Genomic DNA, 20,128 nt, shown 5'->3' on the forward strand with positions numbered 1-20,128 from the left:
TCCTCGCCCTCCGGGGAAGACGCCAGGGAAGACTCCAGGGAAGCTGACATGACCGAGCCTCTGCTCAGGATCGACGACCTGCGGGTCGACATCGCCACCCGCGACCGCACCGTCCACGCCCTCGACGGCATCTCGCTCGAGCTCGCCCCCGGCGAAGCGCTCGGCGTCGTCGGAGAGTCCGGCTGCGGCAAGACCATGACCGCGCTCAGCGTGCTCGGCCTGCTGCCGCCCGGCGGTACCGTCACCGGCGGCCGGATCCTCTTCGACGGGCACGATCTGGCCGCCGCGCCCGCGCCCGTCCTCCAGGACGTCCGCGGCAACTCCATCGGCATGGTCTTCCAGTCCCCGCTGACCTCCCTCAACCCGACGATGACGATCGGCGCGCAGGTCGCAGAGCCGCTCATCCTGCACCGCGACATCACGAAGAAGGAGGCGTACGCGCGGGCCGAGGAGACGCTGCGCCTCGTCGGCATGCCGCAGCCCGCCGAGCGCATGTCGGCCTACCCGCACCAGCTGTCCGGCGGCATGCGCCAGCGCGTCGCCATCGCCATGGCGCTCGTCTGCGAGCCGAAGCTGCTCATCGCGGACGAGCCGACGACCGCGCTCGACGTGACGACCCAGCACCAGATCCTGGAACTGATCGACGACCTGCGGTCGCGGCTCGGCATGGCGATGATCCTCGTCACGCACGACCTCGGCGTCATCGCGAATCGCGTCGACCGGGTGGCCGTGATGTACGCGGGCCAGGTCGCCGAGCAGTCGGACGTACGAGGCCTCTTCGCGCGGCCCCGCCACCGCTACACCGAGGCGCTGTTCGCGGCGCTGCCCGAGCGCGCCGCCGACAACGACACCGAGCTGCACACCATCGCGGGCCTGCCGCCGAGCCTGACGGTGCGGCCGTCGGGCTGCCGCTTCGCGCCGCGCTGCCTGTTCGCGACCGACGAGTGCCGCGAGAAGGAGCCGTTCCTCGTCGAGGACGAGGTGCAGGGCGCCGCGCACCGGTTCGCCTGCTTCCACCCGGTGCCCGACGTGCGCGAAGCGGCGCCGGACGAGGTGGTGGCGCCCGCACCGCTGCCCGCCCAGGAGACCGCCACCGACGACGTCTTCGTCGAACTCGACACCCTGGTCAAGGAGTTCCCGCTCAAGGGCGGCCCGTTCTCGCGCTCCAAGGGGACGGTCAGCGCGGTCGGCGGGGTCTCCCTCACCGTGCGCAGGGGCGAGACGTTCGGCATGGTCGGCGAGTCGGGCTGCGGCAAGACGACGCTGGGGCGGATCGTCGCGGGCCTGGAGGAGCCGACGTCCGGCGCCGTCCGCTTCGAGGGGCGCGACCGCGCGGACCTCTCGCGCGCCGAGCGCCGCGCGCACCGCAAGCGCGTCCAGCTCATGTTCCAGGACTCGACGGCGGCGATGGACCCGCGCATGCGCGTCGGCGAGATCCTGCGCGAACCGCTCGTCATCCAGGGCGTCGGCAACCGCGCCGAGCAGGAGAAGCTCATCGGTGAGCTGCTCGACGCGGTGGGTCTGCCGCGCGGCGCGGTCCACCGCTACCCGCACGAGTTCTCCGGCGGCCAGCGCCAACGCCTCGGACTGGCGCGGGCGTTGACGCTCTCGCCGGAGCTGGTGGTGGCCGACGAGCCGGTCTCCGCGCTCGACGTGTCCGTGCAGGCGCAGATCCTCAACCTGATGCGGGAGCTGCAGCGCGAGCGCGGCCTGACGTACCTGTTCATCTCGCACGACCTGGCCGTGGTCCGCTACCTCGCCGACACGGTCGGCGTCATGTACCTCGGCAAGCTGGTGGAGGTCGGCCCGGCCGAGCGGGTCTACAACCGGCCGCTGCACCCGTACACGCGGGGTCTTCTCGACACGGTCAACGTGCCCGACCCGGAGGCCGGCGCCTCGGGTACGCCGCTGACGGGCGAGACGCCGTCGGCCGCGCGGCCCCCGTCCGGCTGCCGGTTCCGTACGCGGTGCCCGATCGCACAGGACGTCTGCGCGACGGCCGAGCCGCCCGTGTCCAGCCCGGACTCCCCCGGTCACCAGGTGGCGTGCCACTTCCCTCTGGGGGTCGCCGTACCGGCCTGACCTGCGACACAGCCGTTCGGAGCGGCCGTTGTCAGTGGTGGGGTGCAGACTGTCGGACACCTGGAGACAACGGCGTTTCGGAGGTGTTCGGCATGACGGACGTATTGCTGGCGGTGGGCACGCGCAAGGGGCTGTTCCTGGGGCGCAGGCGCGGCGGCGGGGCCTGGGAGTTCGACGAGAGCCCGTACTTCAACGCGCAGGCGGTGTACTCCGTCGCGCTCGACACCCGGACGGACACGCCCCGGCTGCTCGCGGGCGGGGACAGCGCGCACTGGGGACCGTCCGTCTTCCACTCGGACGATCTCGGGCGGACCTGGACCGAGCCGTCCGCGCCCGCCGTGAAGTTCCCCAAGGACACCGGCGCCTCGCTCGAGCGGGTGTGGCAGCTGCACCCGGCCGCGGCCGAGCCGGACGTGGTGTACGCGGGCACGGAACCGGCGGCGCTGTACCGCTCGGTGGACCGGGGCGAGTCCTTCGAGCTGTGCCGCCCGCTGTGGGAGCATCCGACGCGCTCCCAGTGGGTGCCGGGCGGCGGCGGTGAGGGCCTGCACACGGTGCTCACGGACGCCCGGGACCCGCGCGCCGTGACCGTGGCGGTGTCGACGGCCGGGGTGTTCCGCTCGACGGACGGCGGCGACAGCTGGGCCCCGTCGAACTCCGGGGTGGCCGCCGTGTTCCTGCCCGACCCGGACCCCGAGTTCGGCCAGTGCGTGCACAAGGTGGCGCGGGACGCGGCCGACCCGGACCGGCTGTACCTGCAGAACCACTGGGGCGTGTACCGCAGCGACGACGCGGGCGCGAAGTGGACCGACATCGGTGAGGGCCTGCCGTCGACGTTCGGCTTCGGCGTCGCCGCGCATCCGCACCGCGGCGACACGGCGTACCTCTTCCCGATCACCGCGGACATCGACCGGGTGCCGGCCGACCGCCGCTGCCGCGTCTACCGCACCCAGGACGCGGGCGCGAGCTGGGAACCGCTGACCAGAGGGCTCCCCGAGGGCGACCACTACGGCACGGTCCTGCGGGACGCGCTGTGCACGGACGACGCGGACCCGGCGGGCGTCTACTTCGGCAACCGGAACGGGGAGGTGTACGCGTCGGCGGACGACGGTGACAGCTGGCGGCAGGTGGCGTCCCACCTGCCGGATGTGCTGTGCGTGCGCGCGGCGGTCGTGGGGTGAGGACCTAGGGGCCGAGCGCCGGACGGGGCTACGGGAGGCGCCAGTCCACGGGCTGCGCGCCGAGCCCCGTCAGCAGCTCGTTGGTGCGGCTGAACGGGCGGGAGCCGAAGAATCCGCGGTCCGCCGACATGGGTGACGGGTGCGCGGACTCGATCGCCGGCAACTGTCCGAGCAGGGGGCGCAGGTTACGTGCGTCGCGCCCCCACAGCACGGAGACGAGCGGCCGGTCCCGGGCGACCAGCGCCCGTATCGCCTGCTCGGTGACCTCTTCCCAGCCCTTGCCGCGGTGGGCCCCGGGGTTGCGCGGGGCGGTCGTCAGCGCCCTGTTGAGCAGCAGCACGCCCTGCTTCGTCCAGGGCGTGAGGTCGCCGTTGGACGGGCGGGGCAGGCCGAGGTCCGCGTTCAGCTCGCGGTAGATGTTCTGCAGGGAGCCGGGCAGCGTCCGCACGTCGGGCGAGACCGCGAAGCTCAGGCCGATCGCCATGCCGGGGGTGGGGTACGGGTCCTGGCCGACGATGAGGACCCGTACGTCGTCGAAGGGCTGCTGGAAGGCTCTCAGGACGTTCGCCCCGGCCGGGAGGTAGGTCCGCCCGGCGGCGATCTCGGACCGCAGGAAATCTCCCATGGCCGCGATGCGTCCGGCCACCGGCTCCAGGGCCTTGGCCCAGCCGTCTTCGACAAGTTCGTTCAGAGGTCGCGCTGCCACGACGCGTCACTCTACTGCCACGGCGCGGCCGCTCCGCAGCCGGGCGGCCCATGCGTGGAAGGGGTGTACGGGGAGGGGTGCGACGGCGCTAGTCTTCCTCCTCGAACAGGACAGGAGGGCACCGGGTGCGTAGAGCGAACGAGTCGTCGGCCGCCGACACGGCGCCGGGCGCGGCGCGTTGGGTGCTCGGCGTCGACTCCGGCGGCTCGGGCCTGCGCGTCGCTCTCGCCCCCGCCGACGCTCCGTTCCGCGCCGGGACCACGGCGTCCCGCGAGCCCGTGCGCACCGTGGCGGCGGGCATCGACCCGGCGCATCTCCTCGATCAACTGCTGCCCATGGCGCGGGAGTTGCTGAAGGCGGCCGGGGAGCCGGTCCTGGCCGCGGTGACCGTCGGGGCCGCCGGGATGGCGACACTCGGCGACGGACTGCGGGCCGAGCTGCCGGACGCGCTCAAGCGGGAACTGGGCGTCACGCGGCTCGCGTTGGCCGGGGACGCCGTCACCGCGTACGCGGGCGCGCTCGGACAGCGCCCCGGCGCGGTCGTCGCCGCGGGCACCGGCCTCATCGCCCTCGGCACCGACCTCACCACCTGGCGCAGGGCCGACGGCTGGGGGCATCTGCTCGGCGACAGCGGCGGCGGCGCCTGGATCGGGCGGGCCGGTCTCGACGCGGCGATGCGAGCGCACGACGGACGGCGCGGCGGCAGCGGGGCGCTGCTGGAACTGGCCGAGGAGCGGTTCGGCCCGGCGGGCGAGCTGCCGGGGCGGATCTACCCGCGCGGCGACCGGCCGGCCGCGCTCGCCTCCTTCGCCCCGGACGTGGCGCGCTGCGCCGGGCACGACCCGGTCGCCGCCGGGATCCTGCGCGACGCCGCGCGCCACATCGGGGAGGCGGCCGCCGCGGTCTGCCCGGCGGACGGCGGCGAGGTCGCCCTCACCGGCGGACTGTTCAAAATGGGCGAGCCCTTGCTCGGCCCGCTCCGCGCGGAGCTGACGGAGCAGCTGCCGGGTGCCACCGTCGTCTCCGCCGCCGGTGACCCGCTGAGCGGATCGCTGATCATCGCGGGCGCCCTCGCGGCGGACGCTCTCCGGCTGCCGCGGGAGGGACGTCTACTGCACGTCGCGTAACCTCCCGCACCTGTGCGGACCAGGACACTCGATCCATCCGTAACCGATCGGACAATCGCGGACGGATACCGCTCAGCTGCCCCCTGACCGAGCGACGGGGCGGGGAGAGCCAGTAGCATGCGGCGCCATGAGCTCCCCCAATGGGCCCGCTTCCGGCCTGCCTGTACGAATGCCGCGACCTCGCCAGCCCGGACGCCACCGCCGTCCGGAACCCGTGGCCGCCCCCGAGGGCGCACCGGCCCTCGTGCTGGCCGTGCCCGGCACGCCCAGCGCCGAGACGCGCATGCTCGCCGACGAGGTCGTGAGCATCGCCCGGTCCGAGCTTCCCGGTCTGGACGCGCGCGTCGGCTTCGTCGACGGGGAGATCACCGACTTTCCGGTGTCCGCCGAGTTCCCCTCCCTCGCCTCCGTGCTCGCGCACGCCGCGAAGGAGCGCACCGCCCGCTACGAGCAGGCCGTCGCCGCCGGTGTCGAGGTCTCCGCGCCCCAGGGCCCGGTCGCGGTCGTCGTGCCGCTGCTCGCGGGCCCGGACAGCGCGCTGCTGCGCGAGGTCCGCCAGGGCATCGCCGAGAGCCGCGTCGCGGCCGAGCTGACGGACGTCCTCGGCCCGCACCCGCTGCTCGCGGAGGCCCTGCACGTACGGCTCTCGGAGGCCGGGCTCGCCCGCGCCGACCGGGCCCGCCTGTTCACCGTGGCGACGGCCGCGGACGGCATCATCCTCGCGTCGGTGGGCGGTGACGAGGCGGTGCAGGCCGCGGGGATCACCGGGATGCTGCTCGCCGCGCGGCTCGCCGTGCCGGTGATCGCCGCCGCGCTCGACGAGGAGGGCGCCATCGCCGCCACCGCCGAGCAGCTGCGCGAGTCCGGCTCCCAGCAGCTCGCGCTCGCGCCGTACCTGGTCGGGCCCGAGCTGGACCCGAGCGTGTGGGAGGCGGCGGCCAAGGACGCGGGCCTCGCCTCGGCGGCGCCGCTCGGCGCGTACCCGGCGATGGGGAAGCTGGCGCTCGCGAAGTACACGGCGGCTCTGGGGATCACGCCTCAGCCGGTTGCCTCCGGCGGTTGACCGGTACGACGGCGGGCCCGGGACGGTGCGTCCCGGGCCCTTCGTCGTGCGACGGCCTTTTCTCGGCTCGCCCTCCGGGCTCGATCATCGCCCTTCGGGCTCGTCCTCAAGCGCCGGACGGGCTTGGTCGTGGTCTCGTCCTCAAGCGCCGGACGGGCTTGGTCGTGGGGTCGTCCTCAAGCGCCGGACGGGCTTGGTCGTGGGGTCGTTCTCAGGCGCCGGACGGGGTTGATCAGCCGAATGCGACGCAGGATGCCGCTGGGACTCGTACCGAGCCCGCTCTCGTCGGCGTGCCGGTCTCCGCGTCGATCGCGTACCACGTGACGTCGCCGGAGCGTTCGTTCGCGGCGTAGAGGTGGCGGGCCGACGGGGCGAGGGCCAGGTCGCGGGGCCAGTGGCCGCCGCAGGGGGTCGTCGAGCGGAGGGTGGCGTGCTCGCCGGTGGCATCGAGGGCGAGGGTGGAGATGACGTCCTCGCCGCGGGTCGCCGTCCACAGGAAGCGGCCGTCGGGCGAGACGACGATCTCGGAGGGGTAGGCGTCGCCGCGCGGCGCCTCCGTCAGGACGGAGACCTCGGTCAGCGGCTTGAGGATGCCGGCGGTGGCGTCCCACTGGCAGACCGTGAGGGTCGGGGTCAGCTCGTTGAGGACGTACGCGTACCCGCCCGACGGGTGGAAGACGAGGTGGCGGGGGCCCGAACCGGGGCGCAGGGCCGTCTCGTGGTGGACGGTGAGACGGCCGTCGGTGAGGGTGCAGACGCGGACGGAGTCCGTGCCCAGGTCGACGCTGACCGCCCACCGGCCGCTCGGGTCCGGCAGGACCTGGTGGGCGTGCGGGCCCTGCTGGCGCTGCGGGTGCGGGCCCGAACCGGTGTGCTTCAGCAGGTCGAGGCCGCCCGCGTCCGGGGTGCCGTCGGCGCGCAGCGGGAGCGCGGTGACGCTGCCGGAGCCGTAGTTGGCGGTGAGCACGCGGCCGCGCCAGAGGGACAGGTGGGTGGGGCCGTCACCCCTGACCGGGGCGGGCTTGCCGAGCGGGGTCACCGGGGTGGTGTCCGTGCGGAACGCGGTGACCGTGCCGTCGGTCGTCTCGCCGACCGCGTACAGCAGCCCGTCGCCGACGGCCAGGTACGAGGGGTCGGGCGTGGCGTCGCTCGCGCCGAGGAGGGTCAGCGAGCCGTCGGAGGCGTCCACCGTCGCGGTGACGATGCCTGGGCCGCCCGCCGCCGTGAACGATCCGATGTAGGCCCGTCCTGACTGACTGCCGGTCACTGTGTCCCCTTTCGGCGTACGGGCCGCGTGCCCGATGCGCCGACCGTAGCAGCGGGTTCAGGGCCGGTCGTCGAGGGGCGCCGGGCGGTGTGCCGCGGGTCGCTCCTCGACGCGGGCCCGTGCGTGGGCGCCGGGATGGTGGACGTAGGCCGGGGTGCGCTCGGTCGTGTCGTAGGTGCGGTGGAAGACCCGGGTGGCGGAGCCGGAGATCGGTGGCACGATCCGGGACCGGTCGGCGCCGGCTGCGCGTCCCTTGGTCTCCTCGCGGGCGATGTGGGCGAGGAAGCGCTCGGGCTCGGTGTGGTGGTCGCCGACGGTGACGCCCGCGCGGTCGAAGGAGTGCAGGGCGGCACGGTTGAGCTCGACCAGGGCGCGGTCCTTCCAGAGGCCGCGGTCGGTGCGAGGTTGCGGGCGCCTGTCTCGGTGTCCATGTACCAGCCGTTGAGCCCATGTACCAGCCGTTGAAGGGGGCGGCGCCGTGGCGGACGCCGCCGAGGGTGCGTCACGGAGGTGCGGGGAGCCTGTGGAATCGCGGGTCGGCGCGCGGCGGCCCCGATGCGTCGACCAGCGCGCGGCCCCGGGCCCGCGAGGACGCGCACAGCCCGCCCTACGCCTCCGCGCTCGCCCGCTCCGCCCCGCGCAGCGGCACCGCCAGTTCCACCAGGGCACGCTCGAGCGCGTGCAGATGGGCCAGTACGGGTTCGGCCTCCGGCGCCCGGGGGGCGGTGTCGGCGCCCGCCTCGTACGGGGTCGGGGTGCTCAACGCCTCCACCGCCGCCTCCACGCGCCAGCAGGCGGCGGCCAGGCGGGCGTCGTGGGAGGCCTCGGGGTCGGCGGCGACGGAGGCGAGGCCGCGGACCTCGCGGGCGCAGTCGTCGAGGAGGGCGAGGATCCGGCGGGCGCGGCCCTTGCGGGCGCGGAGCGGGGTGAGCGGGTGGACGAGGGGTGCGAGGGAGAGGCGCACACGGGCCAGCAGGGATTCGAGTTCGGCGACGCGCGGGGCCGGGTCCGCGGTGGCGTCACCGGCGAGGCGGGCGGCGGCCTCGCCGGTACAGGCGTGCACGCAGCGCAGGGCGCGTTCGACCCAGGCGTCGGTGACGGAGTGCGTGGTCACGGGCAGGACGAGGAGCACGGCGAGGACGGCGCCGAGCGCTCCGACCGCCGTCTCCGCGACCCGCAGGGCGAGGAGGGTGGAGTCGAGGACGCCGAGGAGCCCGTAGAGCATGCTCGCCATGGTGGTCACGGCCAGCATCATCCATGTGTAGGAGACGGCGGCCGTGTAGAAGATCCCGAAGACGCTGAGGGCGATCACCACGGCCGCCGCGACCGGCTCGTCGTGCAGCGGTACCGCGACCAGGAAGCCGAGCACGATGCCGAGCACGGTGCCCAGGAAGCGTCGGAAGCCCCGTACCAGGGTCTCGCCGCGCGAGGTGGTGTTCACGAAGACCCACCAGGTGGCGCCGACGGCCCAGTACCAGCGCTGGTCGGAGAGGAGCTGTCCGACGGCGAGCGCGAAGCCCGCCCCGGCGGTCGCCTGAACGGCCTGCCGGGTCGTGATCCGCGCGAGCCCGGTCCCGGTGAACGGCACCGGTACGGGCGCGGGGACCGGGGCCCGGCGCTCGTAGCACCACGCGCCGAACCGCACCGCCGCGGCGACGGCGAGCGAGAGCAGCACCGCCGCGTACAGCTCGGGGAGCCGGCCGGGGGTCGTGTGCAGGAACTGCGCCGCGAAGTAGGTCATGAAGCCGAACACGCCGAGGGAGTGGCCGCGCGGCCCCCACCGCCGCGCGTACACGCCCGCCCCGACGGTCGCGAGGAAGACCAGGTCACGGGCGAGGGGCTGGGCGTGGAGGAGCGCGGCGAGCGCGAGGACGGGGAGGCCGACGGCGGGCAGGAGCGCCGTCGTGACCGCCTGCCCGCGGACCGTCGCGTCGGTCACTGTGAACAGGGCGAGCAGCGCGGCGAGGCCGCCCGTGACGGCCGCCGTCAAGGCGTGGCCCAGCGCCCCGCTCACCGCCACGGCGAGCCCGATCCCGAGCACGGCCCGGCTCGCGAACCGCAGCCGCGCCCGTCCCGGATCCGGTGCCACGAAAGCCCTCTTCAGCAATGTCCCCGCCCTTTCCAGCCGTTTCGGTCCGTATTCCGCCCCGGACATGCGTAAGGCGCCGCGGAGATCCCCGGAGGATCCGCAGCGCCATCGACCGTTGCATTGCAGCACCTGAGGGGCTGATGGTTCAACAGGGCACGGATGTACTGTGCCATTGGCCCGGCACAGGTGCGCTCCCGGCGTCCGGGAGCGGGCCAACGGACCACCCGTCCGCCCTCCCCGCCCTGTGTCACCCGCACAAGGTGATGCGGTACGTCCCGGTCGCGCGGCAGGGTCGTCCCCGGGCCGGGCTTTCGTAACGGGAGGTGGCGCCATGGGCGGGGCGCGGGCGGGCTCCGGATCGGACGGTCCGGCATCGGGCGCCGACTACGAGATCCGGGTCCGGGGCAGGATCGGCGAGGCGTTCCGGGCGGAGTTCGGCGAGCTGACGATCGTGCTGCACCCGGCCGAGACGGTCCTCCTCGGGGCCGGGCTCGACCAGGCGGCCCTGTACGGCATCCTCGACCGCGTCCAGGCGTCCGGCCTCGAACTCCTGGAGGTACGCCGCCTCCCGGGCCCACGCGACGCGGGCCCCTAGCCAGAGAGGGCCGACAAGCCCCTTCCCCGGCTCCCGTTCCGCCCTCACGGTATGAGGGAGATGCCCTGTCACATGGGGAGGTGGGGGGCATGCACACGCACATGCCGCGCGCGGAGCCGGACGGCTCCGGGCCGGTGGACGGGCGGGTGGCGGATCTGCACGGCCGTTTGCGTTCGCTGAGCCGCGGTCCACTGGGTGCGGACGAGGCGGTGACGACGTGTCTGGTGTGGGTCGCCGGTGTCCTGGTCGAGATCGCGGAGGATGTGACGGACGCGCGGAGCGCGCGTGAGCTGAGGGACGAGGCGTCCGCCGTGCTGGCCTCGGTGCCGGGGCAGGACGGGCCGGCCGGCGCGTCAGCCGTCGCGCTGGAGCCGTTGACGGACCGTCAGCTGGCGGTGCTGCACGCGTTGCAGCTCGAGGCGCCGCTGCGGCAGATCGCGGACGGGATGTACGTCTCGTACAACACGGTCAAGAGCCACACCCGCGCGGTGTACCGGAAGCTGGGCGCGCGTACGCGGGCCGAAGCCGTGGACCGGGGACGGGAGTTGGGGCTGATGTGAGACGCGGCGCGCGGGGCGCGCTCAGGACACGTGGGGGCCGCCCAGGTACGTGCCCGCGCGGTCGTAGGGCCAGGCGTTCGCGGTGCAGCCGCGCAGGCCCTTGATCTGCTGCATCATCGCGGGCGCGGGCCGTCCCGCCGCCGGGCACGTCTCGTGTCCGTGGCCGATGCGGTGGCCGACCTCGTGGTTGATGATCAGCGCCCGGTAGTCGGTGATGGGCCCGTCGAACTCCGGCGAGCCCTGCACCCAGCGCCGCAGGTTGACCACGACCGACCGGCCGATGCTGCAGTTCACCTCGCCGCCGGTGTCCAGTCCGGCGGAGCCGCAGAGGCAGTCCACGGTGTGCGGCGTGGCGATCTTGATGATGAAGTCCCGCGGCCCCGAACCGACGAGCTGGAACCGGTCGACCCCGTCGCGGCTCCAGCCGCGCGGATCGCCGAGGATGCCCGCGATCTCCCGCGCGGCGGCGTCGGCCCGGATGCCGATGCCGTCCTCGACCTGCACCTTGTAGCGCCGCAGCTGGTGTCCGGAGCCGACCGGGTCCCCTTCGCCGTGCGCCGTGGTGAAGGTGCCGGGGCCCACCACGGGCAGCGCGCCCGGCGCGGCGCCGATCGCGGCCGGGCCCGCCTCGCCCCGGTCCCGTACGCACTGTGTGATGGCGAGCGCCTTGCTGTGGCGCCAGTAGGCGTACGCGCCGCCCGCGGCCGCGAACACGGCGGCGATCACCGCGCTCGACACCAGCACCTGCGTCAGGCGTCTTCGCGCCTTCCCGGCGCGGCGCGGCCCTTGTTCCCGTCGTTTCACCCTGGCCCCCCTGAGTTCGCGAACCCCATGATCCTGCCACTTGGTTCGGACCAGGTCACGGCCGGGGCGACGGGCCCGCCCGGTACGTCGGGTGCGCCGGGTTGGCCCGGCTCCGGTCAGCCCGCCGCCGCGACGGCCGCCTTCAGGACGTCGCGCAGGGGCGTCGGCGCGTGTCCGGTGAGGGAGGCGAGCGCGGGGTCGACGGCCGCGAACTCGCCCTGTCGGCCGGCGCGGAAGAGGCCGAGCAGCAGGTCCGCCTGTGGCGCCGGCGCGCCGTGGGCGATGAGCCCCGCGTGGTACTCCGCGTCGGGGACGATCACGCGCTCGACGGTCCGTCCGGCGAGGTCGGAGACGAGCGCCGCGATGTCGGCGAGGTCGAGGGAGTCGGCGCCGGTGAGCGCCGGGCTCGGCCCGTCGAAGCGGCCCGCGCCGGCGAGGACGAGCGCGGCGGCCTCGGCGAGATCGGCGTGGGCCGTCCAGGAGACCGGGCCGTCCTGCGGGGCCACGAGCCGCCCGGTGCGCAGGGCGTCGCCGAGCATCATGACGGCCGACGCCGCGTAGAAGCCGTTGCGCAGAGCGGTGTACGCGATACCCGAGTCCCGCAGCGCCCGCTCGGTCGCGGCGTGGTCGGGCATGGGCGGGAAGGGCGAGGTCGCGCCCGCTCCCATGTGGCTGGTGTAGAGGACGCGGCGGGCGCCCGCTCGCACGGCCGCCGCGATCGCGGCGCGGTGTCCCGCGACGGCGCTCTCGCCGGTGGAGTCGGTGGAGACGATCAGAACCTGTTCGGCGCCTTCGAAGGCGTGGGCGAGGCTCGCGGGCTCCGCGAAGTCGCCGCGGCGCACGCGCACTCCGCGCTCGCGCAGGTCCCGGGCCTTCTCGGGGGTGCGGACGCTGACGCCGACGCGGTCGGCGGGGACCCGGTCGAGCAGTCGCTCGACGGTCTCGCGGCCGAACCGGCCGGTGGCTCCGGTGACGATGAGCATGACGCCTCCATGAATCGGTGGATCAGTAACCGGTGAGCACTGATAACGATTCGACGTTAGCACCGATACCGTAACGGCGCTAACGGTGCTAACGGCGCCCTGTTACCGTTGCCTCATGAGCGTCGACGAAGACACCGGGGGCGGCCCCCGCGGACGGATCCTGGCGGCCACGGCGAAGCTGCTGAGCGAGGGCGGCGAGGAGGCCGTGTCGACCCGGGCCGTCGGTGCCGCCGCCGGGGTGCAGGCGCCGACGATCTACCGGCTCTTCGGCGACAAGCAGGGCCTGCTCGACGCGGCCGCGGCCGACGGCTTCGCGGCGTATCTCAACGACAAGACGGAGCTGGCCTTCACCGACGACCCGGTGGCCGACCTGCGCGCGGGCTGGGACCTGCACCTCGGCTTCGGACTCGCCAACCCCGCGCTGTACCTGCTGATGTTCGGGCGCCGACGGCCCGGCACCGTTCCGCCCCCGGCGGCCGTCGCCGGTTACGAGGTGCTCGCCACGCACATCCGTCGCATCGCCGGAACGGGCCGCCTCCGGGTTCCGGAGGAGCGCGCGGCGCAGCTCGTGCACGCCGCGGGCAGCGGGGTGACGCTCGCGCTGCTCGCGCTGCCCGCCGAGCTGCGTGACACGGAGGTGTCGGTGCTCGCGCGCGAGGCCGTCATCGCGGCGATCACCACCGACGCGCCCGCGGCCGAGGCACCGGGACCGGCCGGTGCGGCGGTGGCGCTGCGCGCGGCCCTGCCGGAGACCACCGCGCTGACCGAGGCGGAGCGGACGCTGCTCCGCGAGTGGCTGGACCGGATCGCCCGGCAGTGATCGTCGCCCGACAGTGACCACCCCCTACGGGCGCCGCGCGCGCATGGCTGGACCGGATCGCCCCGCGGCGGCCGCCCCCTGGGCGCCATTGACGGGCCCGCGCCCCACCCGTAGGAACGATGCATGCGAAGACGCCTCTGGCCCCGACGCTCCCGACGCCCCCTCGCCCTCCTGACGCTCCCGCTGGCGGGACTTCTCGCCGCCGTCTCCCTGCCCTCCGCCGCACACGCGGCGCACCCCGCCCCCGGGTACATCGGCACCTGGGCCGCCGCGCCGACCGGCGTGCCCGCCTCCGACACCACGTCCTTCGCGGACCGGACGCTGCGGCAGATCGTGCACACCAGCGTCGCGGGCCGTACGGTCCGCGTGCGGTTCACGAACGAGTTCGGCACGGCCCCGCTGGCGATCGGCGAGGCCCGCGTCGCGCACCGCGCCCCCGGCGGCCCGGCCACCGCGATCGACCCGGGCACGGACCGGGTGCTGCGCTTCGGCGGCCGCTCCTCGGCGGCCCTCGCGCCGGGCGCGCAGCGCTGGAGCGACCCGGTGGCGCTGCCCACCGCCCCGGGCGGCTCCCTGGTGATCAGCCTGTATCTGCCGCGCCGCACCCCGGCCGCCACGATCCACTCCTCGGCGTTCCAGCACGGCTTCGTCGCGGCGGGCAATGTCGCGGGCAAGCCCGATCTGACCCCGACCACCACCATGACCAGCCGCTACTTCCTGTCGGGCGTCGCCGTCGACCGGCGCAGGAACACGGCCGACGCGGCGCTCGTGGCGTTCGGCGACTCCATCACCGACGGCTCCAACACCCGGACCGACGCGGATCACCGCTGGCCCGACCTGCTCGCGGAGCGGCTGCGCGGCGACCGGCGCCTGGCCTCCACCGGCGTCCTGAACGCGGGCATCGGCGGCAACCGCCTGCTCCGCGACCCGAACCCGCCCGCCGGTTCACCCGCCGAGTCCTACGCCGCGTACTTCGGCGAGAGCGGCCTGAAACGGTTCGACCGGGACGTGCTGGACCAGCCGGGCGCCCGTGCCGTCGTGGTACTGCTCGGCGTGAACGACCTCGGCCACCCGGGCACCACCGCGCCCCCGTCCGAGGAGGTCACGGCCGCCGAACTCATCGCAGGCCACCGGCGGTTGATCCACCGCGCCCACCAACGCGGCCTGCGCGCGTTCGGCGCCACCATCCTGCCCTTCGAGGGTGATTCGCTCGGCTTCTACACCCCGGAGCGGGAAGCGGCCCGGCAGTCCGTCAACCGCTGGATCCGCACCAGCGGCGCCTACGACGGCGTCGTCGACTTCGACAAGGCCGTGCGCGACCCGGCCGCCCCGGGACGACTGCTCGCCGCGTACGACAGCGGCGACGGCCTGCACCCGAACGACGCGGGCATGGCGGCGATGGCGGCGGCGTTCCCGCTGAGCCTTCTGCGCAAGTGAGAGCACGGCGGTGCCCCCGGCCCGTGCGGGGCGGGGGCACCGTCGTCACACCGGACTACTTCTGGCGGAAGACCGCCACCGTCCGGGCGGGAACCTCGAACGTACCCGAACCCTTCGCGTACGAGGCCGACTTGACCACGGCGTCCGAGCCACCGGCCTGCGCCGGGTGCAGCCGGTACCCGGACCCGGCGAGCGCGGGAACCGTCTGACTCCGCCGCTGCGGTGTCGCGTTCAGGACGACGACGAGGTCACCGAGGCGCATGGTGATGACGCCCGGCGTCTCGTCCTTCCCGGAGAGCGGGAACGACAGCTCCTTCTGGACCTGCCCGGCCGACCCCAGGTGGAAGGCGGGCTCGGCCGTGCGGATCCTCAGGAGGTCCTGGTACGCGGCCGAGGTGCCGTTGATGGCGGCGCAGCCCGGTACGGGGACCGACTTCAGCAGCGGCGCAGCGTACGGCCACTTGGCCTGGTTGTCGGCGGCCGGGGGCAGGCCGCGCCCGAACCCGTTGCCCGCCCGGCAGTCCCAGTGGACGGCGTTGAACCAGTCGCCGCTGTCGAACGAGTTCCGGTCGAGCGACTTCGAGCGGAGCAGGTCGGTGCCGGCCTGCGACAGGGCCGGGCCCTGTGAGAGCGCGGCCGTCGCCATGGCGAGGACCTGCATGCGCGAGCGGTCGGCCGTGCTCGTCGCCGCGGGCAGTTTGTACGTCAGCGTGTCGTACAGGGACTCGTTGTCGTGCGCGTCGGCGTAGGCGAGGGCGTCGCCGGGGGCGGCCGCGTAGCCCGCGGGTGCTCCGTTGTAGTCGACGTCGGAGCCCTTCACCTTCTTCCCCGCGCTGTCGGTGAACTCGTAGGCGGCGAGGTTGCCGGACAGACCGACCTTGATGAGGTCCTGGTAGTGCAGGAGGCGGGCCTTCTGCTCGGCCGTTGTGCCGTTCGCCGTCGAGGAGTTGGGGTCGGTGTAGAGGCCGGAGGCGAAGCCCTGGACGCCCGGGTCCTCGTCGAACGGGCTGCCGCCGCGCACGGCGTCGCGGGCCCGGTCGGCGAAGGTGGCGATGCCGGTGCCCGCCATGTTCTTCTGCGTGGCCTGCTCGAAGCGGGCGTCGTCGGCGACCTCGCCGAAGTTCCAGCCCTCCCCGTAGAGGATGATCTTCTTGCCGTCGACGCCGTCCTTCTCGAGGGTCAGCGCGTCGAGCGCTTCGCGGACCGCGAGGATGTTCGCCTTCGGGTGGTGGCCCATGAGGTCGAAGCGGAAGCCGTCGACCTTGTACTCCTTCGCCCACGTGACGAGCGAGTCGACGACTAGCTTGCCCATCATGGCGTTCTCGGGCGCGGTGTTCGCGCAGCACGTGGAGTCGGCGACGGAGCCGTCCTCCATCAGCCGCTGGTAGTAGCCCGGCACGATCCGGTCGAGGACGGACGTCTTGTCCTGCCCGGCCGCCGCCGTGTGGTTGTAGACGACGTCCATGACGACGCGCAGGCCGTCCTCGTTGAGGGACTGCACCATCTGGCGGAACTCGACGGTGCGCCGGGTGCCGTCGGGGTCACTCGCGTACGAGCCCTCGGGGACGGTGTAGTGGTAGGGGTCGTAGCCCCAGTTGAAGGCGTCCTTGGCCGCCGTCTCGCCGACGCACTCCTGCTGCTTCTCGCTGTCCGCCGCGAAGGACGACAGATCACAGGCGGGCGTGGACTGCTCGGACTTCTTCTCGGGGATGGTGGCGATGTCGAAGGCGGGCAGCAGGTGCACGTACGAGGTGCCGGACCTCGCCAGCTCGCGCAGGTGCTTGGAGCCGTCGCTCTTCTTGTCGGTGAAGGCGCGGTAGGTGCCGCGGTCCTTCGCCGGGGTCGTGCCGTCCGCCACCGAGAAGTCCCGGACGTGCAGCTCCTGGATCTGCGCGTCCTTCATGGCGACGGCCTTCGGCTTTGCCAGACCCGACCAGCCCTTCGGGGCGAGCGCCTTGTCGCCGAGGTCGACGACGAGGCTGCGCTCCGAGTTCGCGGTGAGCGCCACCGAGTACGGGTCGGTGACCTCGTTGGTGACGAGCTTCTGGACGCTCGGCGCCCACACGGTCACGGCGAAGCGGTACTCCTTGCCGCGCCAGGCCGACGCGGCCCCGGTGACCGACCAGACGCCGCTCGCGGCGTCGCGGCGCATCGCCAGCGTCTTCCCGCCGAGTTCGAGCCGTACGTCCCGGGCGGTCGGCGCCCAGACGGAGAGCGTGACCTTGTCGCCCCTGAACACCGGGCCCAGGGCTGCCTTCTCGGCCCGGTCCGCGTACACATCGTCGAGGACGCCCGGGATCTGGACGCCGGTGGCCGCGAGCAGGGCGCCGTTCGCCGCGCGCTGCGTCGCGATGAGCTGACCGCGCAGCGCGTCCCGCACCCGGTCGCGGTCGCGCGGGTCGACGGTGAACGCCGGGTAGTCCTTGAGGTGCGGGTACTTCGCCTTCTGCGCGTCGGTCAGCGAACCGGTCCTCAGCCGCAGCCAGTGCCCCTCGCTGCTCAGCGCACCGTCCTGGACGGTGATGCCGCCCTCGGGCGCGTAGATGAGCTGCTGGCTGGTGGCGGCGGTGGCCGTCACCTTCCAGACGACGGTGTCGGCGTCGATCCACTGCGCCTCTGACTTCGACAGATCGAGGTCACCGCCCGAGCCGGCCGACGGGAGCAGATAGGGAGTCTCCCCCGCGTTGAGCCACACCTCCTTGCCGTACGTGGCGAAGTCGAGGACACGGTCGGTGGCGATGTCCTTCTCGTCGCCCTTGTGGACGATGTAGTTGAGGGTGGTCGCCCCGTCGGCGAGCGGCACCTCGAAGGTCAGGCCGTACGCGTCCTCGCCCGTCGGCCGGAGCGGCTTCGCCCAGTCGGTCGGGGTCGCGGCGCCGGTCCAGGTGTGCAGGCCCCAGCCGTCGTAGTCACCGTCCGCGCGGTGGACGTGGATGACGGCCTTCTTCTCGTCCTGCGGCGGATAGACCCCGTCCGGCTTGGCCGTCGCCTGGTCGTCCTCGCCCTGCTCGACCCAGACCTCACCGGTCTTCGCCAGGTCGACGGTGCGCTGCGGCCCGTCCGCGGAGCCATCCTTCTCGACGGTGTACGTCACCGAACTGGCGCCGTCCGGGACCTTCAGCCAGGCGAAGGCGCCGAAGGCGTCCCGGCCGGTGAACTGCCCGCTTCCGCTGCCGGACTTGAGCGCCCAGCCGTCGTAGTCGCCGTCCGCGCGCCTGTAGTGGACGACGGCGTAGTCACGGTCGACCGCCGTCGGCCTCCCGGGCGCGGGCGGCTGCCCCGCCGTCGAGGAGGCGAGGGCGCTCGCGGTGCGTCCGGCGCGGTCCACCACGACAGCCTTGTACCGCAGCGGCGTCCCGGCCTCCACCGTCTCCGGCAGGTACTGGGTGATGCGGTACGGGGCGTGGTCGACGGAGCCGAGCGTCTTCCAGGCGCCGTTGCCGGTCTGCGCGGCGAAGACCACGCGCGCGGAGGCGGTGGCTCCGGGGTCGGCGGAGAGGGTGACCGTGCCGGTGGCGCCGGCGGCCGGGGCCGTCAGCGACAGCATGGGCTTCGCGGCGGGCGCCGGGAGCTTGCCGTCGGCCCGCAGGACGAGCGACGACAGGGCGGGAACCGTCACCTCGACGGAACCGCCGGACGCCTTCACCGCGCCCGAACCGCCGTACAGCGCGCGGAACTCGGCGGACTCGACCGGCAGCTCGACCGTCTTCGCGGTCGTCGCGTTGTTGACCGCCACGACGTACTCGCGGTCCGCGCCCGTACGCGAGAAGGCATACACCGAGTCCTTGGCGTACAGCTCGCGCTGCGCGCCGTCGGCGAGCGCCGGGTTGTCCTTGCGCAGCTTCGACAGCGCGGCGATCGCCTTGTAGAGCGGGTGCCCGGTGTCGTAGGCGTCGTCGGCGTGGGTGCGGGCGGTGCCGATCTCGTCGTCGTCGAGGTAGTCGGCGACCTTCGAGCCGAACATCGTCTGCCGGGAGTCCTTGTCGCCGCCGGGGCCGGTGAATCCCTGCTCGTCGCCGTAGTAGACGACGGGGTTGCCGCGCGACAGGAACATGATCTCGTTGGCGAGCTTGTCGCGTTGCAGCAGTTCGGCGTCCGAGGCCCCCGGATTGTCGGCTTTCAGAAAGCTGCCGATGCGGCCCATGTCGTGGTTGCCGAGGAACGTGACCTGCTCGTAGGCGTTCGCCTTGTCGGTCGCGTACTTGTAGTCGTCGGCGAACACCTTGGCCGCCTTGTCGGCCGACGCGCCTTGTGAGGCGTAGGCGCGGGCCGCGTCCTGGAAGGGGAAGTCGAGGGTCGCGTCGAGGCGGCCACGTGTGACGTACGGGGAGGTCACGTCGGTGTCGGCGGAGTACACCTCACCGAACATGAAGAAGTCGTCGCGGCCGTGCTTGGCGGCATACGTGTCGAGCGCGGTGGCCCATTGGGTCCAGAAGTCCAGGTCGACATGTTTGACGGTGTCGATGCGGAAACCGTCGATGTCGAAGTCCCGCACCCACGTCTTGTAGATGTCCTCCATGCCCTTGACGACCTCGGGCCGCTCGGTCCACAGGTCGTCGAGGCCGGAGAAGTCGCCGTACGTGGTCGACTCGCCCTCCCAGGTCGAGTCGCCGCGGTTGTGGTACATCGTCGGGTCGTTCAGCCAGGAGGGGACCATCTCGCCGGTGTTCTTCGGCGTGTACGGGAAGGAACCGGCGTCGACCTTGGCCGTCACACCCTTGCTGTCGTCGAAGGGGCGGCCCTCCGTGTCCAGATACGGGTACGCGCCCTTGGGACGGTAGCTGTACGTCTTCTCCGTGTAGTCGACCGTGTCGGCGGTGTGGTTCGTGATGACGTCGAAGAAGACCTTCATGCCCTTGCGGTGGGCCTTGGAGATGAGGGTCTTCAGGTCGGCGTTGGTGCCGAAGTGCGGGTCGACCTGCGTGAAGTCGGTGATCCAGTAGCCGTGGTAGCCGGCGGAGGCGTTCTCCCCCGTCCCCTGCACCGGCTTGTTCTTGAAGATCGGCGCCAGCCATATCGCGGTGGTGCCGAGATCCTTGATGTAGTCGAGCCGCTTGGTCAGGCCCTTGAGGTCGCCGCCCTGGTAGAAGCCCTTGTCGGTGGGGTCGTAGCCGGTGGCGAGGCGCGTGCCGGTCAGTCCGCCCTCGTCGTTGGCCGTGTCGCCGTTGGCGAAGCGGTCGGGCAGCACGAAGTAGTACTGCTCGCGCGTGAGGTCGTGGCGCGCGGGCGCGGCCGCCAGTTTCGCGTCCGACGGTGGCGCCGGCGGGGTGGCGGCGCGGGCCGCGAGCGGCTGGGCCAGGGTCAGAAGCAGTGCGGCCGCCGCGGTGTACGCGGCGGTCCGTCTGTGCGGGGTGGAGAGGGTGCGGCTCAAGGCGTGAACTCCTCGCGGAATCAGGGTTCTTGCGGACACGACC

The 20,128-nt window shown here is 73.4% G+C and carries 15 protein-coding genes; 8 read left to right on the top strand and 7 right to left on the bottom strand.

Annotation, left to right across the window (positions count from 1 at the left end):
- Positions 1-48: 48 nt before the first annotated feature.
- The gene (locus tag ACH4RC_RS21205; RefSeq protein WP_398203056.1) at positions 49-2,082 is read left to right on the top strand and encodes a dipeptide ABC transporter ATP-binding protein; all 2,034 of its coding nucleotides are present in this window, start codon (positions 49-51) and stop codon (positions 2,080-2,082) included.
- Between the two features lie 92 nt (positions 2,083-2,174).
- Entirely contained in the window at positions 2,175-3,263 is a 1,089-nt protein-coding gene (locus tag ACH4RC_RS21210; RefSeq protein ID WP_398203058.1) for a WD40/YVTN/BNR-like repeat-containing protein, read from the top strand.
- 28 nt (positions 3,264-3,291) lie between these two features.
- On the opposite strand, the gene ACH4RC_RS21215 is transcribed toward ACH4RC_RS21210, so the two are convergent.
- Entirely contained in the window at positions 3,292-3,969 is a 678-nt protein-coding gene (locus ACH4RC_RS21215; protein ID WP_398203059.1) for a uracil-DNA glycosylase, read from the bottom strand.
- A 125-nt stretch (positions 3,970-4,094) separates the two neighbouring features.
- Between ACH4RC_RS21215 and ACH4RC_RS21220 the strand changes: the two genes are divergently transcribed.
- Both ACH4RC_RS21220 and ACH4RC_RS21225 read left to right on the top strand, forming a co-directional pair.
- Complete coding sequence (locus tag ACH4RC_RS21220; protein WP_398203062.1) at positions 4,095-5,096, top strand: N-acetylglucosamine kinase; 1,002 nt, start codon at positions 4,095-4,097, stop codon at positions 5,094-5,096.
- Between the two features lie 127 nt (positions 5,097-5,223).
- Positions 5,224-6,159, top strand: coding sequence for a sirohydrochlorin chelatase (locus tag ACH4RC_RS21225; RefSeq protein WP_398203064.1), 936 nt, complete (start codon positions 5,224-5,226; stop codon positions 6,157-6,159).
- A gap of 232 nt (positions 6,160-6,391) precedes the next feature.
- Here the strand turns inward: ACH4RC_RS21225 and ACH4RC_RS21230 are convergent, their stop codons facing one another.
- Genes ACH4RC_RS21230 through ACH4RC_RS21240 form a run of 3 tightly spaced genes read right to left on the bottom strand, consistent with a single transcriptional unit; the run spans position 6,392 to position 9,533 of the window.
- A complete protein-coding gene (locus ACH4RC_RS21230) occupies positions 6,392-7,426 on the bottom strand; it encodes a lactonase family protein (protein WP_398203067.1) in 1,035 nt (344 codons plus the stop codon).
- Positions 7,427-7,483: 57 nt separating this feature from the next.
- On the bottom strand, positions 7,484-8,095 hold the full coding sequence (locus ACH4RC_RS21235) for a nitric oxide synthase oxygenase (protein ID WP_398203068.1): 612 nt from the start codon (positions 8,093-8,095) through the stop codon (positions 7,484-7,486).
- Entirely contained in the window at positions 8,034-9,533 is a 1,500-nt protein-coding gene (locus tag ACH4RC_RS21240) for an FUSC family protein (protein ID WP_398203070.1), read from the bottom strand. The genes ACH4RC_RS21235 and ACH4RC_RS21240 overlap by 62 nt, the downstream gene beginning before the upstream one ends.
- 313 nt (positions 9,534-9,846) lie before the next feature.
- Here ACH4RC_RS21240 and ACH4RC_RS21245 point away from each other — a divergent pair, with 313 nt between their 5' ends.
- A complete protein-coding gene (locus tag ACH4RC_RS21245) occupies positions 9,847-10,110 on the top strand; it encodes a hypothetical protein (protein ID WP_398203072.1) in 264 nt (87 codons plus the stop codon).
- A gap of 89 nt (positions 10,111-10,199) precedes the next feature.
- A complete protein-coding gene (locus tag ACH4RC_RS21250; protein ID WP_398203075.1) occupies positions 10,200-10,670 on the top strand; it encodes a response regulator transcription factor in 471 nt (156 codons plus the stop codon).
- A 21-nt stretch (positions 10,671-10,691) separates the two neighbouring features.
- Here the strand turns inward: ACH4RC_RS21250 and ACH4RC_RS21255 are convergent, their stop codons facing one another.
- Together ACH4RC_RS21255 and ACH4RC_RS21260 are read right to left on the bottom strand one after the other, a co-directional pair.
- Positions 10,692-11,474: a DUF3152 domain-containing protein gene (locus ACH4RC_RS21255; RefSeq protein WP_398203077.1), complete on the bottom strand. Its 783-nt coding sequence runs from the start codon at positions 11,472-11,474 to the stop codon at positions 10,692-10,694.
- A 116-nt stretch (positions 11,475-11,590) separates the two neighbouring features.
- A complete protein-coding gene (locus tag ACH4RC_RS21260) occupies positions 11,591-12,457 on the bottom strand; it encodes an NAD(P)H-binding protein (RefSeq protein WP_398203080.1) in 867 nt (288 codons plus the stop codon).
- Positions 12,458-12,572: 115 nt separating this feature from the next.
- Between ACH4RC_RS21260 and ACH4RC_RS21265 the strand changes: the two genes are divergently transcribed.
- Both ACH4RC_RS21265 and ACH4RC_RS21270 read left to right on the top strand, forming a co-directional pair.
- Positions 12,573-13,277, top strand: a complete 705-nt coding sequence (locus ACH4RC_RS21265; RefSeq protein WP_398203082.1) for a TetR/AcrR family transcriptional regulator — start codon at positions 12,573-12,575, stop codon at positions 13,275-13,277.
- A gap of 123 nt (positions 13,278-13,400) precedes the next feature.
- A complete protein-coding gene (locus tag ACH4RC_RS21270; RefSeq protein ID WP_398203084.1) occupies positions 13,401-14,714 on the top strand; it encodes an SGNH/GDSL hydrolase family protein in 1,314 nt (437 codons plus the stop codon).
- Positions 14,715-14,769: 55 nt separating this feature from the next.
- Here ACH4RC_RS21270 and pulA read toward each other — a convergent pair whose 3' ends face one another.
- Positions 14,770-20,085 (bottom strand): pullulanase-type alpha-1,6-glucosidase, encoded by a 5,316-nt coding sequence (gene pulA, locus ACH4RC_RS21275; RefSeq protein ID WP_398203085.1) that lies wholly within the window; start codon positions 20,083-20,085, stop codon positions 14,770-14,772.
- Between the last annotated feature and the right edge of the window lie 43 nt (positions 20,086-20,128).

It is taken from the genome of Streptomyces sp. NPDC016845, assembly GCF_044332585.1.
Classification (GTDB): domain Bacteria; phylum Actinomycetota; class Actinomycetes; order Streptomycetales; family Streptomycetaceae; genus Streptomyces.

Excerpts from the sequence above, each read along its gene's own strand:
- ACH4RC_RS21245 (WP_398203072.1), top strand. The coding sequence starts at position 9,847 with ATGGGCGGGGCGCGGGCGGGCTCCGGATCGGACGGTCCGGCATCGGGC.
- ACH4RC_RS21265 (WP_398203082.1), top strand. The coding sequence starts at position 12,573 with ATGAGCGTCGACGAAGACACCGGGGGCGGCCCCCGCGGACGGATCCTG.
- ACH4RC_RS21210 (WP_398203058.1), top strand. The coding sequence starts at position 2,175 with ATGACGGACGTATTGCTGGCGGTGGGCACGCGCAAGGGGCTGTTCCTG.
- ACH4RC_RS21205 (WP_398203056.1), top strand. The coding sequence starts at position 49 with ATGACCGAGCCTCTGCTCAGGATCGACGACCTGCGGGTCGACATCGCC.
- ACH4RC_RS21250 (WP_398203075.1), top strand. The coding sequence starts at position 10,200 with ATGCACACGCACATGCCGCGCGCGGAGCCGGACGGCTCCGGGCCGGTG.
- ACH4RC_RS21270 (WP_398203084.1), top strand. The coding sequence starts at position 13,401 with ATGCGAAGACGCCTCTGGCCCCGACGCTCCCGACGCCCCCTCGCCCTC.
- ACH4RC_RS21225 (WP_398203064.1), top strand. The coding sequence starts at position 5,224 with ATGAGCTCCCCCAATGGGCCCGCTTCCGGCCTGCCTGTACGAATGCCG.
- ACH4RC_RS21260 (WP_398203080.1), bottom strand. The coding sequence starts at position 12,457 with ATGCTCATCGTCACCGGAGCCACCGGCCGGTTCGGCCGCGAGACCGTC.